The organism is Streptomyces antimicrobicus (assembly GCF_020532625.1).
GTDB lineage: Bacteria > Actinomycetota > Actinomycetes > Streptomycetales > Streptomycetaceae > Streptomyces > Streptomyces antimicrobicus.
Window position 1 is genome coordinate 1 of record NZ_JAJAUY010000154.1, and the last position, 13958, is coordinate 13958.

The window sequence follows — 13958 nt, forward strand, 5'->3', positions numbered from 1 at the left end:
CGAGCCGAGCCGGCCGGTGGCCGGCGACGCGGCCGGCTGGTCCATGGAGGAACGCCTGTACAACCAGGTCTGGGGCATGTTCGAGGACCTGGCCCGCACCTCGGCGGCCTACCGCAGTGCCGTGGACTTCGCCGACGGCCGGATGGACCGCGAGCTCGACGAGGTCCTGTCCGATCCGCGGCACCGGCTGGGCGGCTCCGGCAACGCCGCCCGCGAAGCGGCGCAGGCCCGCCGCGACGAACTGGTCGCCCAGGCCAGGGCGGTCCTCGACCGCGACCTGGCCCAGCTGACCGCCGAGGCCGAGGTGGTCGAGCCCGCCCTGCCGGCCGCCTACGCCCGCTGGGACAACCCCGTCTGGCACGGGCACACGGCCCCCGAGCAGCCGCCCATGGCCGTGCGCCTGGGCGATCTGCACCTGCCCGAGCGTCCGGACCTGCGGATCCCGATGCTGGTCCGGTTCCCGCTGGAGCGGGGCCTGTGGATCGACAACGGCCGTACCGGTTCCGAGGCGGCCATGACCATGGACACCGACCGGCTGCGCCGCGTCGCGATGGACGCCGCCGTCGCCCATGTCGTGCGGATGCTGGCGGTCCACCCCGGCGGCCGGCTGTCGGTCCATGTGATCGACGCGGCGGGTGCGGGCGCCGCCTCGCTGGAGCCGCTGGTGCGGTCCGGGGTGCTGGCCGCGCCGCCCGCCGCGGGGGCGGCCGGGGTCACCGAGACCCTGGCGCGGCTGACCCGGCGGGTGGACCTGGCGCAGATGGCGGTCCGGGCCGGTGCGCCCGAGGAGCTGCCGCCGGACCTGGACACCTCGGACCAGCTGCTCGTCGTACACGATTTCCCGCACGGCTTCGACGACCGCGCGGTCACCCAGTTGCGCTACCTGGCCGACGAGGGGCCGGCCGTCGGGGTGCACCTGCTGATGGTGGCCGACCGTGACGAGGCCTCGGCGTACGGGCCGCTGCTGGACCCGCTGTGGCGGTCGCTGATGCGGCTCTCGCCGGTGCCCGACGACCACCTGGCCGATCCCTGGGTCGGGCACGCCTGGACCTTCGAACCGGCTCTGCCGCCGGCGGGCAGCCGGGTGCTGGACCTCGTACTGGAGCGGGTGGCGCAGTCGCGCGGATGACCATCGCCTGACCACTCCTTGGGGAACCCTTTACCTTTCGCGCCTTCGGCGGGTAAGCTCGACAGCGCGGAGGGGAGTATTCCTGCTTTTTCTGCGCGGCGTGCCCGTCAATACGGACCGTGACCGGTCCCGGGGCGCCGGCCCGGCGGCCGGTCCACGGCCCCCGGGTGGAAGAGACCTCCGGCAGCGATGACGCTGACCTTGTTGAGCCATCTGCCGGAGGCGTGAAAAGTGGACGTTTCGTTCACCGTATGGGCCCTGACCATCGTCGGTCTGTGCGTTCTCATCGGGGCCGATTTCCTCATCGGCCGCAAGCCCCACGACGTGTCGCTGAAGGAAGCCGGCACCTGGACGGTCGTCTGGATCGTCCTGGCCGCCCTCTTCGGCCTCGGCCTGCTGTTCTTCGGCAACGGCCAGGCCGCCCAGGAGTTCTTCGCCGGCTTCATCACCGAGAAGTCGCTGAGCGTCGACAACCTCTTCGTCTTCGTCCTGATCATGGCGAAGTTCTCGGTGCCCTCGCACCTCCAGCAGCGCGTGCTGCTCGTGGGCGTGCTGATCGCCCTGGTCCTGCGGGCGATCTTCATCGCGGCCGGCGCCGCGATCATCTCCAGCTTCTCCTGGGTCTTCTACCTCTTCGGCGCCTTCCTGATCTACACCGCCTGGAAGCTGATCCAGGAGGCGCGGGCCGAGGAGGAGGACGAGGCGTACGAGGAGAACCGCCTGCTGAAGTCCGTGGAGAAGCGGTTCGGCGTGGCCGACCGGTACCACGGCACCAAGCTCTTCATCCAGGCGAACGGCAAGCGCGTCCTGACCCCGCTGATGGTGGTCATGCTCGCCATCGGCACCACCGACATCCTCTTCGCCCTCGACTCGATCCCGGCGATCTTCGGCCTGACCCAGGACCCGTACATCGTCTTCACCGCCAACGCCTTCGCCCTGATGGGCCTGCGCCAGCTGTACTTCCTGCTCGGCGGGCTCCTCAAGAAGCTGGTCCACCTCAGCTACGGCCTGTCGGTCATCCTCGGCTTCATCGGCGTCAAGCTGGTCCTGCACGCGCTGCACGAGTCCGGTGTGCACGTCCCGGAGATCTCCACGCCGGTCTCCCTGGGTGTCATCTGCGGCGTCCTGGTGATCACCACGATCACCAGCCTCGTGGCCTCGAAGAAGCAGGAGGCGGCGCAGGCCGCCCAGGAGAGCGTCGACGCCTGACCGGCGCCGGACGCACGTCCGTCAGGCGGGGGCGGCCGCTTCGGCCGCCCCCGCCTCGGCGCGCACCGACCGGGGGTTGGTCTCCGGCAGGAGCGCGAAGCAGGCCAGACTGAGGAGCGCGATGCCGCTCAGGTACGCCGCCACGCCCCAGGGCGGCCCCGAGCCCTCGGCCAGGGCGGTCGCCGCGATCGGGGTCAGCGCCCCGCCCAGCACGCCGCCCAGGTTGTAGCCGACCGCGGCCCCCGTGCAGCGGATCCGCGGTGCGTACAGCTCCGGCAGGTACGCCCCCACCACCGCGAACATCGTCACCATGGCCAGCAGCGCGCCCACGAAGCCGACGGTCATCAGCAGCGGTTCGGCCGTGCGCAGCAGCGCCACCATCGGGAACATCCACAGCGCCGAGGCGGCGCAGCCGGCCAGGCACAGCGGGCGGCGCCCGTACCGGTCGCCCAGCACCGCGACCACCGGGGTGGCCGCGCCCTTGATCGCGACGGCCACCATGATGCAGGCCAGCGCCACCGTCCGGTCCACCTTCAGCCGCTCGGTGGCATAGGCCAGCGACCAGGTGGTCACGGCGTAGAACAGGGCGTACCCGACGGCCAGGCAGCCGCCGGTCAGCAGGAGCAGACGCCAGTGCCCGCGCACCACCTCCGCCAGCGGGGCCTCGGCGCGCCGGCCCTCCTCGGCGAGCTCCCGGAACTGCGGGGTCTCCTCCACCGAGCGGCGCAGCCACAGCCCGGCCAGGGCCAGCACGCCCGCCGCCCAGAACGGCACCCGCCAGCCCCACGCGGCGAACCGGTCCTCGGACAGGGTCGCGGAGAGCCCCAGCATCATGCCGTTGGCCAGCAGGAAGCCCACCGCCGGGCCCGCCTGCGGGAAGCTCGCCCACAGCCCGCGCCGCCCCTCGGGGGCGTGCTCGGCGGTGAGCAGGACGGCCCCGCCCCACTCGCCGCCGAGCCCCAGCCCCTGGAGGAAGCGCAGCAGCACCAGCAGCAGCGGGGCGGTGACCCCGAGGGTGGCGTACGTCGGCAGGAAGCCCACGGCGACCGTGGCCAGGCCCGTCAGCAGCAGGGAGGCCAGCAGGACGGGCCGGCGCCCGTACCGGTCGCCGACATGGCCGAAGACGGCCGATCCGAGCGGGCGGGCGACGAATCCCACGCCGAATGTGGCGAACGCCGCCAGGGTCCCGGCCAGGGCGGAGAAGTGCGGGAAGAACAGCGGCCCGAGGACGAGCGCGGCCGCGGTGCCGTAGACGAAGAAGTCGTAGAACTCGATGGCGGTCCCGGCGAGCGAGGCCAGGGCGAGGCGGAGCATCGAGGGCGCCTGGGCGGGCGCCGGAACGGGGGTGGAAACGGAGGAGTGATCACCGTGCATGAGGCACCCATAACCCCTTCCCGCAGGCCCCGGAGGGCCCGACGGCCAGCCTTGACCGGAAGGAGTGCACGGTAGCGCGGGGTTGACCGGCCGCCGCCGGGATCCCGCCACACGGCGACGGCCCGGTGCCAGGGCGCCGGGCCGTCGCCGCACAGGGCCGCGGGCGGGCCGCCCGCGGCCGCTACCAGCCGCGCTCGCGCCACTCGGCCAGGTGCGGCCGCTCGGCGCCGAGCGTGGTGTCGTTGCCGTGGCCGGGGTAGACCCAGGTCTCGTCGGGCAGTTGCCCGAAGATCTTCTCCTCCACGTCCGAGATCAGGCTCGCGAAGGCCTTCTCGTCGCCCCAGGTGTTGCCGACGCCGCCCGGGAAGAGGCAGTCGCCGGTGAACACGTGCGGGTGCCCGTGCGGGTCGTCGTAGACCAGGGCGATCGAGCCGGGGGTGTGGCCGACCAGGTGTCGGGCGGTCAGGGTGACCCGGCCGACCGTGACGGTGTCCCCGTCCTGGAGAGGCACGTCCGTGGGCACCGGGATGCCCTCGGCGTCCAGGGCGCCGGCGTAGGTCCGGGCGCCGGTCGCGTCGACCACCGCCTGGAGCGCGCCCCAGTGGTCCCCGTGCCGGTGGGTGGTGACGACGGACGCGATGCCGTCGTCACCGATCAGGGCCAGCAGGGTCTGCGGTTCCGCGGCCGCGTCGATCAGCAGCTGCTCGTCGGTGGCCCGGCAGCGCAGCAGGTACGCGTTGTTGTCCATGGGACCGACCGCGACCTTGGAAATCATCAGGTCCGTGAGTTCGTGCACGTCGGCGGGTCCGCCGACCTTGACCGCTCCGCTGTACGTCATGGAACCGATCCTAGAGCGGCGGGAGGGCCGGCAGGGGCCCGCCGGAGGTGGTCAGGGAAGCGCCCTTGTCGGCGCGGCCGGCGAGCCAGGCCAGCAGCTGGGCCGCGGTGCCGCGCACGGTCACGGCGACGTCGCCGGCGGAGCCGGTGCGCCAGGTGCGGCCGTCCTCGGCGACCAGCTCGGTCGGCGGCACCTCGGGGCGGCCGGACCAGCGGTCGGCCAGGAAGTCGATCTCGCGGCCGGTGAACTCCGCCGGCAGATCCGCCAGCTCGTAGCCGATGCCCAGGTCGACGTGGTGCAGCTCGACCTCGACGAGGCGGCGGAACGGCACGTTCGAGGCCAGGTCGGTGACTCCGTTGCGCAGTTCCACGGTGCGGGACCAGTCCTGCGGGACGCGCGTGGTGGCGAGGAAGGCCTCCGCGGAATTCCTGAGGTCCTCCAGCTGTTCCTCCAGAGGCCGGCCGGCGTCCCGGGCGATGTCGGCCTCCCGGGCCTCGGCGCTGGCGTACATGGGGCGTCCCTCGAAGACGTTCACGAGGGCGTCGGCGTTGCGGGAGAGGTGGGCGAGGACGTGCCCGCGGCTCCAGCCGGGAAGTCGTGACTCCTCGGCGAGTGCGCCGTTGTCCAGTTTCGCGACCGCGCTCAGCAGTCGGTCGGTGGCCTCACGTACAGAGTGCAGGTCGTGCACATGATCAGTCATGGGGCCGACCCTAGCCCGGCCACACGATCGGGTGAAGCGACCGGCCGAGTGCCGTAAATCGAATGCGCGTGCTATACGCTCGAAGCCGGAACCCATCGTCTGACTTCATCCGCTGCCGAGGTCGCCCCCCGGCCCCCATACCCGAAACGGCCGAGGGCCCGGTGCCCCCGCCATCCCGAGAAAGGTGCGGACCGGCGTGACCGACCGTCTCATCGTTCGTGGCGCTCGCGAGCACAACCTGAAGAACGTCTCGCTCGACCTGCCCCGCGACTCGCTCATCGTCTTCACCGGCCTGTCCGGTTCGGGCAAGTCCTCCCTGGCCTTCGACACGATCTTCGCCGAGGGCCAGCGCCGCTACGTAGAGTCGCTGTCCTCGTACGCGCGCCAGTTCCTCGGGCAGATGGACAAGCCCGACGTCGACTTCATCGAGGGCCTCTCCCCGGCCGTCTCCATCGACCAGAAGTCCACCTCGCGCAACCCGCGCTCCACGGTCGGCACGATCACCGAGGTCTACGACTACCTGCGCCTGCTCTTCGCGCGCATCGGCAAGCCGCACTGCCCCGAGTGCCGCCGCCCGATCTCGCGGCAGTCGCCGCAGGCGATCGTGGACAAGGTCCTCGCGCTGCCCGAGGGCAGCCGCTTCCAGGTGCTCTCGCCGCTGGTGCGCGAGCGCAAGGGCGAGTTCGTGGACCTGTTCGCCGACCTCCAGACCAAGGGCTACAGCCGGGCGCGGGTGGACGGGCAGACGATCCAGCTGTCCGAGCCGCCGACGCTGAAGAAGCAGGAGAAGCACACCATCGAGGTGGTCGTCGACCGCCTGACGGTCAAGGGGAGCGCCAAGCGCCGGCTCACCGACTCCGTCGAGACCGCGCTCGGCCTGTCCGGCGGCATGGTGATCCTGGACTTCGTCGACCTCCCGGAGGACGACCCCGAGCGCGAGCGGATGTACTCCGAGCACCTCTACTGCCCCTACGACGACCTGTCGTTCGAGGAGCTGGAGCCGCGCTCGTTCTCCTTCAACTCGCCCTTCGGCGCCTGTCCCGACTGCACCGGCATCGGCACCCGCATGGAGGTCGACCCGGAGCTGATCGTCCCCGACGAGGACAAGACGCTCGACGAGGGCGCGATCTCCCCATGGTCGCTGGGCCACACCAAGGACTACTTCCAGCGGCTGGTCGGCGCCCTCGCCGACGAGCTGGGCTTCCGTACGGACATCCCCTGGGCGGGGCTGCCGCAGAGGGCGAAGAAGGCCCTGCTGAACGGCCACCGCACCCAGATCCAGGTCCGCTACCGCAACCGCTACGGGCGCGAGCGCGCGTACACCACGGCCTTCGAGGGCGCCGTGCCGTTCGTCAAGCGGCGGCACTCCGAGGCCGAGAGCGACGCGAGCCGCGAGCGCTTCGAGGGCTACATGCGCGAGGTCCCGTGCCCGACCTGCGAGGGCACGCGACTGAAGCCGATCGTCCTGGCGGTCACGGTGATGGAGCGGTCCATCGCCGAGGTCTCGGCCATGTCGATCAGCGAGTGCGCCGACTTCCTGGGCCGGCTGCGGCTCGACGCCCGCGACAAGAAGATCGCGGAGCGGGTGCTCAAGGAGGTCAACGAGCGGCTGCGCTTCCTCGTGGACGTCGGCCTGGACTACCTCTCGCTGAACCGGGCCGCCGGCACCCTCTCCGGTGGCGAGGCCCAGCGGATCCGGCTGGCCACGCAGATCGGCTCCGGTCTGGTGGGCGTGCTGTACGTGCTGGACGAGCCGTCGATCGGCCTGCACCAGCGCGACAACCACCGGCTGATCGAGACGCTGGTGCGGCTGCGGGACATGGGCAACACCCTGATCGTCGTCGAGCACGACGAGGACACCATCAAGGTCGCCGACTGGGTGGTGGACATCGGCCCCGGCGCCGGTGAGCACGGCGGCAAGATCGTGCACAGCGGCTCGCTGAAGGAGCTGCTGAAGAACGACGAGTCGATGACCGGGCAGTACCTGGCCGGGCGGAAGACCATCGCGGTCCCGGACGTCCGGCGACCGGTCGACGGCGACCGCAAGCTGGTCGTGCGCGGCGCCAAGGAGAACAACCTCCAGGACATCGACGTGGCGTTCCCGCTGGGCGTGTTCACGGCGGTGACCGGCGTCTCCGGGTCCGGCAAGTCCACCCTGGTCAACGACATCCTGTACACGCACCTGGCCCGCGAGCTGAACGGGGCGCGGACGGTGCCCGGCCGGCACACCCGGGTGGACGGCGACGACCTCGTCGACAAGGTGGTCCATGTCGACCAGTCGCCGATCGGCCGGACGCCGCGGTCCAACCCGGCGACGTACACGGGCGTCTTCGACCACGTCCGCAAGCTGTTCGCCGAGACGATGGAGGCGAAGGTGCGCGGCTACCTGCCCGGGCGCTTCTCCTTCAACGTCAAGGGGGGCCGCTGCGAGAACTGCTCCGGCGACGGCACCATCAAGATCGAGATGAACTTCCTGCCGGACGTCTACGTCCCGTGCGAGGTCTGCCACGGCGACCGGTACAACCGGGAGACGCTGGAGGTGCACTACAAGGGCAAGTCCATCGCCGAGGTGCTGGACATGCCGATCGAGGAGGCGCTGGAGTTCTTCGAGGCGGTCCCGACCATCGCGCGGCACCTGCGCACGCTCACCGAGGTCGGCCTGGGCTACGTCCGGCTCGGCCAGCCGGCCCCGACGCTGTCGGGCGGTGAGGCGCAGCGCGTGAAGCTGGCCTCGGAGCTGCAGAAGCGCTCCACCGGCCGGACCGTCTACGTGCTGGACGAGCCGACGACGGGCCTGCACTTCGAGGACATCAGCAAGCTCATCAAGGTCCTCTCCGGCCTGGTGGACAAGGGCAACTCGGTGATCGTCATCGAGCACAACCTCGACGTCATCAAGACCGCCGACTGGGTCATCGACATGGGCCCGGAGGGCGGCTACGGCGGCGGCCTGGTCGTGGCCGAGGGCACGCCGGAGCAGGTCGCCTCGGTGCCGACCAGCCACACCGGCAAGTTCCTGCGGGAGATCCTGGATCCGGACAAGTTGAGCGACGCGGCGAATGCCGGCAAGGCCCCGGCCAAGCGGACCGCCCGCCGGCCGCGAGCAGCATCCAAGAAGTGAGGGCGGGCGTGCCGTGGGCGGCATTCCCGCTGATGCGGGGACGGCATCCGCTGCGCGCCCGAGACCTCCCGGCGGACCGGCCCACCCCCGCTGGTGCGAGGGACGGCGCGCCGGCGCGTGCGCCACGTCCCGCGCGGTGACACCTCACGCTGTCGCCGCGTGAGAACGACGCACGGGGCGGCGGGGACCGGCCGGTCGCCGGGCCGGGGCGGGGCTACGAGGCCACGACCACGGCCCGGCGGCTGACCGAGGCGTCCGTCAGGAAGGCCAGCAGGGCGTCCGCGACGTCCGCGCGCGGGATCGTCCGGGCCCGGGGGAGCGGCTCGCCCACCGCGCGCCGGTACACACCGGTCCGCCGGCCGTTGGTGAGCTTGGGCGGGCGGACCACCGTCCAGTCCACCGGGCTGGCGGCCAGCACCGCCTCCATGTCCGCGAGGTCGGCGTACACGTCCCGCAGCGCCCGCCGCAGCAGCGGCAGGAACACGCCGCGGGTGAAGAAGCCGTCGGTCGGGGCGTCGGGGCCCACCGGCGCCGCGCTCACCGCCGTCAGGCGGTCCACGCCGGCCCGGCCCATGGCCGGGACGACGGCCCGCAGGGCGGGCCCGGTCACCGGCGTGAGCCGGGCCTGCTGGTTGCCGGCCGCGCCGAGCGCCGAGACCACCGCGTCCCGGCCGCGCAGCAAAGGCACCAGCGCCTCCTCGTCCCGCAGGTCGGCCACCGTCGCCACGTGCAGGCCGAGCCGGTCCGGCACGTCCAGCCGGGCCCGGTCCCGGACCACCGCCGTCACCTCGTGCCCCGCCGCCAGGGCCTGGCGCACCACTTCGCGGCCCACCCCACCGGTGGCACCGAACACCGTGAGCTTCATGGCTGTCTCCTCCTCCGCCGGCCTGAGGTGGGTGAGTATTCACTCACCCCTCCGTGCTCGTTAGGGTGAGTGAATGCTCACCCCTTCGTCAAGTCCTCAGCGCCCCACCGCCCAGCGCATCCTGGACGCCGCCGAGAAGCTGATGCGGACCGTCGGGCTGGCCCACGCCACCACCAAGGCCATCGCCCGGGAGGCCGGCTGCTCGGAGGCCGCGCTCTACAAGCACTACGCCAACAAGGAAGAGCTGTTCGTCCGGGTCCTGCTGGAGCGCACCCCCAACGCCGGGCCGCTGCAGGCCGCGCTCGCCGCCGAACCGCGGGAGCGTTCCGTCGAGGACCGCCTGACCGACATCGCCCGGCACGCCTCGCTCTTCTACGCCGACGCCATGCCCATGGCCGCCTCGCTGTTCGCCGAGCCCACCCTGCTCAGCCGCCACCGCGAGGGCGTCCAGCGCATCGGCACCGGCCCGCACGTGGTGCTGGAGGCCCTGGTCGCCCACCTCGAACGGGCGCGCGCGGCCGGGCTGGTCCGGTCCGACGCCGACCCCCGCGCGGCGGCGTCCCTGCTGCTGGGGGCCTGCTTCCAGCGGGCCTTCTTCCTGCACTTCTCCGGCAGCGACGTGGTCCAGCCGGTGACCGAGTTCGCCCCGGCCGTGGCCGCCGCCACCTGGGCGGCCCTGCGCTAGGGTCCGTCTTTCGGATCACGCCGCGAGCCCGGCCTGATCCGGAAGACAGTCCCTAGGCCCGGAGCTCCGCCGCGTACGGGGGCTCCGCGCCCGGCCTGGCGCAGGTGAGCGCCGCCGCGTGGGCGGCGTAGTCGAGGGCGGCGGGCCAGTCGACCGGGCCGGACGCCGCCGCGAGGCGGTGCAGCAGGGCCGCGTTGACCGTGTCCCCGGCGCCGATGGTGTCGGCCACCTCGACCGGCCGGGCCGGTACGGAGTACTCCCGCCCGTCCCGGGTCCGTACGGTCAGCCCGGCCGCGCCGCGGGTGAGGACCACCGCCGCCGGGCCGGCCGCCAGCCAGTCGTCGACCCGGCCGCCGAGCCAGTGCGCGTCGTCCTCGGACAGCTTCAGCACGGACACGTGCGGCAGCCAGCCCAGGAAGCGGGCCCGGTACGCCTGGGCGTCCGGGATCAGCGCCGGTCGGATGTTGGGGTCGAGCAGGGTGAGCAGTCCGCGCCCCGCCTCCCGGCGCAGCAGGGCCTCGTACGCGCTCGCCCCGGGCTCCAGCGCCAGCGAGCAGGTGCCGAGCGCCAGCGCGCGGGCGCCGGCGGGCAGCGCCGGCGGCAGCGTGAACAGCCGGTCGGCGGTGCCCTCGACGTAGAAGCCGTACGCCGCCGAGCCGTCGGGCGCCAGCGAGGGCACGGCCAGGGTCGTCGGCTCCGGGCCGCGCTGGACCAGCGACAGGTCCACCCCGGCCGCCCGCAGCCCGGCCAGCAGGGTCTCGCCGAAGCCGTCGGTGGAGACCCGGGAGCAGAAGGCCACGTGCGCGCCGAGCCGGCCGAGGGCGAGCGCCGTGTTGTACGGGCCCCCGCCGGGCCGCGGCACGAGGGCGCCCGGCGGCCGCGCCACGGGCACCAGGTCGATCAGGGCTTCTCCACCGACGACGATCACATGCGGAACGTATCCCACCGAGCGGAGTCACCGGTACCGCTCCCGGCCCCACCCTCCCCCTCACCGGCACCCCCACCGGCACCCCACCCCCACGGCACCCCCACCGGTACCCCCCGCCCGCCGCCGGGACGGCGCCGGTATCGTCGGAAGCCGTTCGTCCGCCCGTCCTGGAGAAGACACCATGCCTGCGCTGCCCGCCGACCGCCGTACCGTGCTCAAGGGCGCCGCCGCCCTCGCCGGGGCCGCCGCCGGCGCGGGTGCGCTGAGCGCGTGCTCCACGGCCGGCAACAGCGGCGGCAGCACCCCGCCGACGCCGACCGCCCCGGTGGAGCTCGGCGCCGCGGCCGAGGTGCCGGTCGGCGGCGCGAAGCTGTACCGGGAGCGCAAGGTGCTGGTCAGCTGCCCGGCCGAGGGCCAGTACAAGGCGTTCAGCGCCCAGTGCACGCACGCCGGCTGCGTCCTGGACAAGATCCAGGAGGGGGAGGGCAACTGCCCCTGCCACGGCAGCCGCTTCGACGTCACCACCGGCAAGCCGCTGCGCGGCCCGGCCACCGACCCGCTGCCCGCCGTCCCGGTGCGCGTCGAGGGCGGCAAGCTCATCGCCGGCTGACGGGCGCCGCGCGGGAGCCGCCCCGTTCACTCCCAGTCCCAGGCGATGCCCAGGATCCCGCGGCGCACGCCCGTCTCCACCAGGTGCACCGAGCGGTGCCGGCCGCTGGGCGTCAGGTCGGCCAGGCCGCCGCGCGGAGCGCCCGGCCCGTTCTGGCTGAAGCGGCGGCAGCGCACCGGCAGGGCGGCCTCGTCGAAGCGGACCTGGAGCACGTACTGCCCGCCGGCGTAGCTGAAGCCGCGGACGTACTCCGCGCTGCGCCCGGCGGTGCCGTCGACGAAGCCGTAGCCGAAGACGTACGTGTCCCCGGGCCGCAGCCGGGCGTCGAAGAGCAGCTCGGCCACCACCACCCCGGCCTCGCGGTCGCGGCGGATCCGGCCCGGCCGGCAGTTCTCGTAGGCGAGCACCTTCACCCGGTCGGTGTCGCAGCCGGGGTCGCCGTGGTGGACGGCGAGATAGCGGTCGACGCCGTCCCGGTGGGCCCGTACGACGTGCTGCGAGGCGCGGTCGCGCAGTTCGCCGGCGCGTCCGATGCGCACCCGCTCGTGGTGGCCGACCGTGTGCAGGCCGCCGTCCGCCGGCAGTTCCAGACCGGCCAGCAGCCCCTCGACGGCCGCGCCCGCGGTCAGCAGCGCGCGGTACGAGCGCGCGGCGGTCCGGGCGGGATCGGTCGCGGCGGCGTCGGGGGCGGTGAGCAGCCGGACCAGGGAGCCGTAGGGCAGTTCCAGGATCTGCTCCAGCGCCCGTACGGCCCGGACGGACTCGGTGCGGCGCGGTCGGCGCGCGCCCTGCTGCCAGTAACTGAGGCTGGTGACGCCGATCTTGATGCCGCGGGCCGCGAGCCGGTGCTGGACCCGGTGCAGCGGGAGCCGGCGCGCGGCGAGCGCGGTGCGCAGGGCCACGTGGAAGGGCCCGGTGCGCAGGGCCTCGGCCAGTTCCGCGGCGCTGTCGGTGGTCGGTCGCACGACGGCTCCCCTGTGAACGTTCACGCCCGAAGGGCCGGCGACCGCATCGGTGGCGTACGTGGTCCAGGTGACAGGACGGCCGACGTTCACACCGCAGGCTCTCCGTTCACACTGCAATGTCACCGCGTATTGAAGCGTGTTGACCAGATCGCGACAACTCCCTGATGCTCCTGCACACAGCGTCCGGACGCGCTCCTCCACCCCCACATCCCATTCCCCACATGGGAGGAACGCGATGCGCAACCGCAGCAGGAGGCGGCTCACCCTGGCCGCCTTCGTCTCCACCCTCTTCCTCGCCCTGCCCACCGCGACGGCCACCGCCGCCGACGCGGCCGCCACCGCCGTCCCCGCCGACGCGGCCGCGACCGCCGGCGCGGCGACCGGCGGGCAGAGCGCCGCCCTCGCCGCCAAGCGGCTCGGCATCACCATGCAGGCGCAGCAGAAGACCAACTGGTGCTGGGCGGCGGGCGGCAACACCATCGCCACCTGGTTCGGCCGCGCCTACAGCCAGAACCAGTTCTGCAACGCCGCCTTCAACCGCCAGCAGGGCACCGAGTGCCCCAACAACCAGGCCACCCTCGGCAACGTCCAGAACGGCCTGCGCTGGGCCGGCATCAACCCCGGCTCCTACGTGAGCGGTTGGCTGCGCTACTCCACGGTGCAGACCGAGATCGACGCCGACCGGCCGATCGAGACCCGGATCCAGTGGGCGAGCGGCGGCGGCCACATGCACGTCGTCTACGGCTACGACACCGCCAGCAGCTGGGTCTACTGGGGCGACCCCTGGCCGTCCTCGCACCGCTACAACTGGGCCTCGCACGACTGGTACGTGGACAACTCGTCCTTCTCCTGGACCCACTCCCTCTACCGGATCGGGGCGTGACCGCCATGACCGCGCGCCGCGCCGCCGCCCTGACCGCCGTCCTGGCCGCCGCCACCCTGCTCGGCACCGCCGCGCAGGCCTCCGCGGCCCCTGTCCCGCAGCCGCCCGCCGCCACCGCCGAGGTCAAGGAGGCCGCCCGGCAGGCGGCCACCGCCCCCGACACCCTCGCCACCGTCGCCCGCTTCTTCGCCCGCGGCGCCGGGGCCGCGCCCGCCGCCGCACCGCCGCGGGTCGAGGGCGAGGCGATACCCGTCCACCACCTCTCCCCGGAGTTCGTCGCCGGACAGGCCGGGGCACCGGTGGCCCGGCTGGAGTTCCTGGCCAGCAGGGCCGTCGCGGCGGACGGCCGGCAGGCCGCCCTGTGGACCGCCCGGACCGCCACGGGCTGGAAGGTCGTGAACATCGCCGAGGGCGACGACGAGTTCCGCTACGCCGCGCTCGGAGCGGCGAAGCTGCCCGGCGGCACCGTCTTCCGCGAACCGCAGATCGACGCCTGGTACGTCGCCCGGGACGACCGCGTCCTCCCGCTCGACGAGGACGCCGCACGGGCGGTCGGCGAGCGCGGCACCAGCCTGGACGGCTACCGCGCCCGCGTCGTCCGCGCCTACGGCGACAAGCTGCCCGGCTCCGGCTACGCCCGGGACGGCAAGGCGG

Annotated in this window: 12 protein-coding genes and 1 pseudogene; 7 read left to right on the forward strand and 6 right to left on the reverse strand. The window is 73.2% G+C overall.

Translation table 11 applies throughout. From position 1 onward, the window contains the following. Positions 1–1129: pseudogene (locus LG632_RS26245) on the forward strand (TerD family protein); the annotation flags it as partial. Positions 1130–1360: 231 nt separating this feature from the next. Next, positions 1361–2338: a TerC/Alx family metal homeostasis membrane protein gene (locus LG632_RS26250; RefSeq protein ID WP_226730027.1), complete on the forward strand. Its 978-nt coding sequence runs from the start codon at positions 1361–1363 to the stop codon at positions 2336–2338. Positions 2339–2359: 21 nt separating this feature from the next. Here the strand turns inward: LG632_RS26250 and LG632_RS26255 are convergent, their stop codons facing one another. From LG632_RS26255 to LG632_RS26265, 3 genes are all read right to left on the reverse strand, one after another. Continuing rightward, positions 2360–3652: an MFS transporter gene (locus LG632_RS26255; protein ID WP_226730028.1), complete on the reverse strand. Its 1293-nt coding sequence runs from the start codon at positions 3650–3652 to the stop codon at positions 2360–2362. Positions 3653–3893: 241 nt separating this feature from the next. Continuing rightward, positions 3894–4550 carry an MBL fold metallo-hydrolase gene (locus LG632_RS26260; RefSeq protein ID WP_226730029.1) on the reverse strand — a complete coding sequence of 219 codons (657 nt, stop codon included), beginning with the start codon at positions 4548–4550 and terminating at the stop codon, positions 3894–3896. A gap of 10 nt (positions 4551–4560) precedes the next feature. Further along, entirely contained in the window at positions 4561–5250 is a 690-nt protein-coding gene (locus LG632_RS26265) for a maleylpyruvate isomerase family mycothiol-dependent enzyme (protein WP_226730030.1), read from the reverse strand. A 196-nt stretch (positions 5251–5446) separates the two neighbouring features. Between LG632_RS26265 and uvrA the strand changes: the two genes are divergently transcribed. Then, a complete protein-coding gene (gene uvrA / locus LG632_RS26270; protein WP_226730031.1) occupies positions 5447–8368 on the forward strand; it encodes an excinuclease ABC subunit UvrA in 2922 nt (973 codons plus the stop codon). Positions 8369–8582: 214 nt separating this feature from the next. On the opposite strand, the gene LG632_RS26275 is transcribed toward uvrA, so the two are convergent. Then, entirely contained in the window at positions 8583–9233 is a 651-nt protein-coding gene (locus LG632_RS26275) for an NAD(P)-dependent oxidoreductase (protein ID WP_226730032.1), read from the reverse strand. Between the two features lie 73 nt (positions 9234–9306). On the opposite strand from LG632_RS26275, the gene LG632_RS26280 reads away from it, so the two are divergent. Further along, positions 9307–9918: a TetR/AcrR family transcriptional regulator gene (locus LG632_RS26280; protein ID WP_226730033.1), complete on the forward strand. Its 612-nt coding sequence runs from the start codon at positions 9307–9309 to the stop codon at positions 9916–9918. Positions 9919–9970: 52 nt separating this feature from the next. Here the strand turns inward: LG632_RS26280 and LG632_RS26285 are convergent, their stop codons facing one another. Further along, positions 9971–10846, reverse strand: coding sequence for a carbohydrate kinase family protein (locus LG632_RS26285; protein ID WP_226730034.1), 876 nt, complete (start codon positions 10844–10846; stop codon positions 9971–9973). 181 nt (positions 10847–11027) lie between these two features. Between LG632_RS26285 and LG632_RS26290 the strand changes: the two genes are divergently transcribed. After that, a complete protein-coding gene (locus tag LG632_RS26290) occupies positions 11028–11456 on the forward strand; it encodes a Rieske (2Fe-2S) protein (protein ID WP_226730035.1) in 429 nt (142 codons plus the stop codon). A gap of 26 nt (positions 11457–11482) precedes the next feature. On the opposite strand, the gene LG632_RS26295 is transcribed toward LG632_RS26290, so the two are convergent. Continuing rightward, the gene (locus LG632_RS26295) at positions 11483–12421 is read right to left on the reverse strand and encodes a hypothetical protein (RefSeq protein WP_226730036.1); all 939 of its coding nucleotides are present in this window, start codon (positions 12419–12421) and stop codon (positions 11483–11485) included. Between the two features lie 235 nt (positions 12422–12656). Between LG632_RS26295 and LG632_RS26300 the strand changes: the two genes are divergently transcribed. Beyond that, the gene (locus LG632_RS26300; protein WP_226730037.1) at positions 12657–13304 is read left to right on the forward strand and encodes a papain-like cysteine protease family protein; all 648 of its coding nucleotides are present in this window, start codon (positions 12657–12659) and stop codon (positions 13302–13304) included. 5 nt (positions 13305–13309) lie between these two features. Beyond that, on the forward strand, positions 13310–13958 hold a 649-nt coding region (locus LG632_RS26305), incomplete at its 3' end, for a hypothetical protein (protein WP_226730038.1).

Coding starts and splice junctions, on each gene's coding strand:
- LG632_RS26255 (WP_226730028.1), bottom strand. CDS start 3,652: ATGCTCCGCCTCGCCCTGGCCTCGCTCGCCGGGACCGCCATCGAGTTC.
- LG632_RS26260 (WP_226730029.1), bottom strand. CDS start 4,550: ATGACGTACAGCGGAGCGGTCAAGGTCGGCGGACCCGCCGACGTGCAC.
- LG632_RS26265 (WP_226730030.1), bottom strand. CDS start 5,250: ATGACTGATCATGTGCACGACCTGCACTCTGTACGTGAGGCCACCGAC.
- LG632_RS26280 (WP_226730033.1), top strand. CDS start 9,307: ATGCTCACCCCTTCGTCAAGTCCTCAGCGCCCCACCGCCCAGCGCATC.
- LG632_RS26290 (WP_226730035.1), top strand. CDS start 11,028: ATGCCTGCGCTGCCCGCCGACCGCCGTACCGTGCTCAAGGGCGCCGCC.
- LG632_RS26300 (WP_226730037.1), top strand. CDS start 12,657: ATGCGCAACCGCAGCAGGAGGCGGCTCACCCTGGCCGCCTTCGTCTCC.
- LG632_RS26275 (WP_226730032.1), bottom strand. CDS start 9,233: ATGAAGCTCACGGTGTTCGGTGCCACCGGTGGGGTGGGCCGCGAAGTG.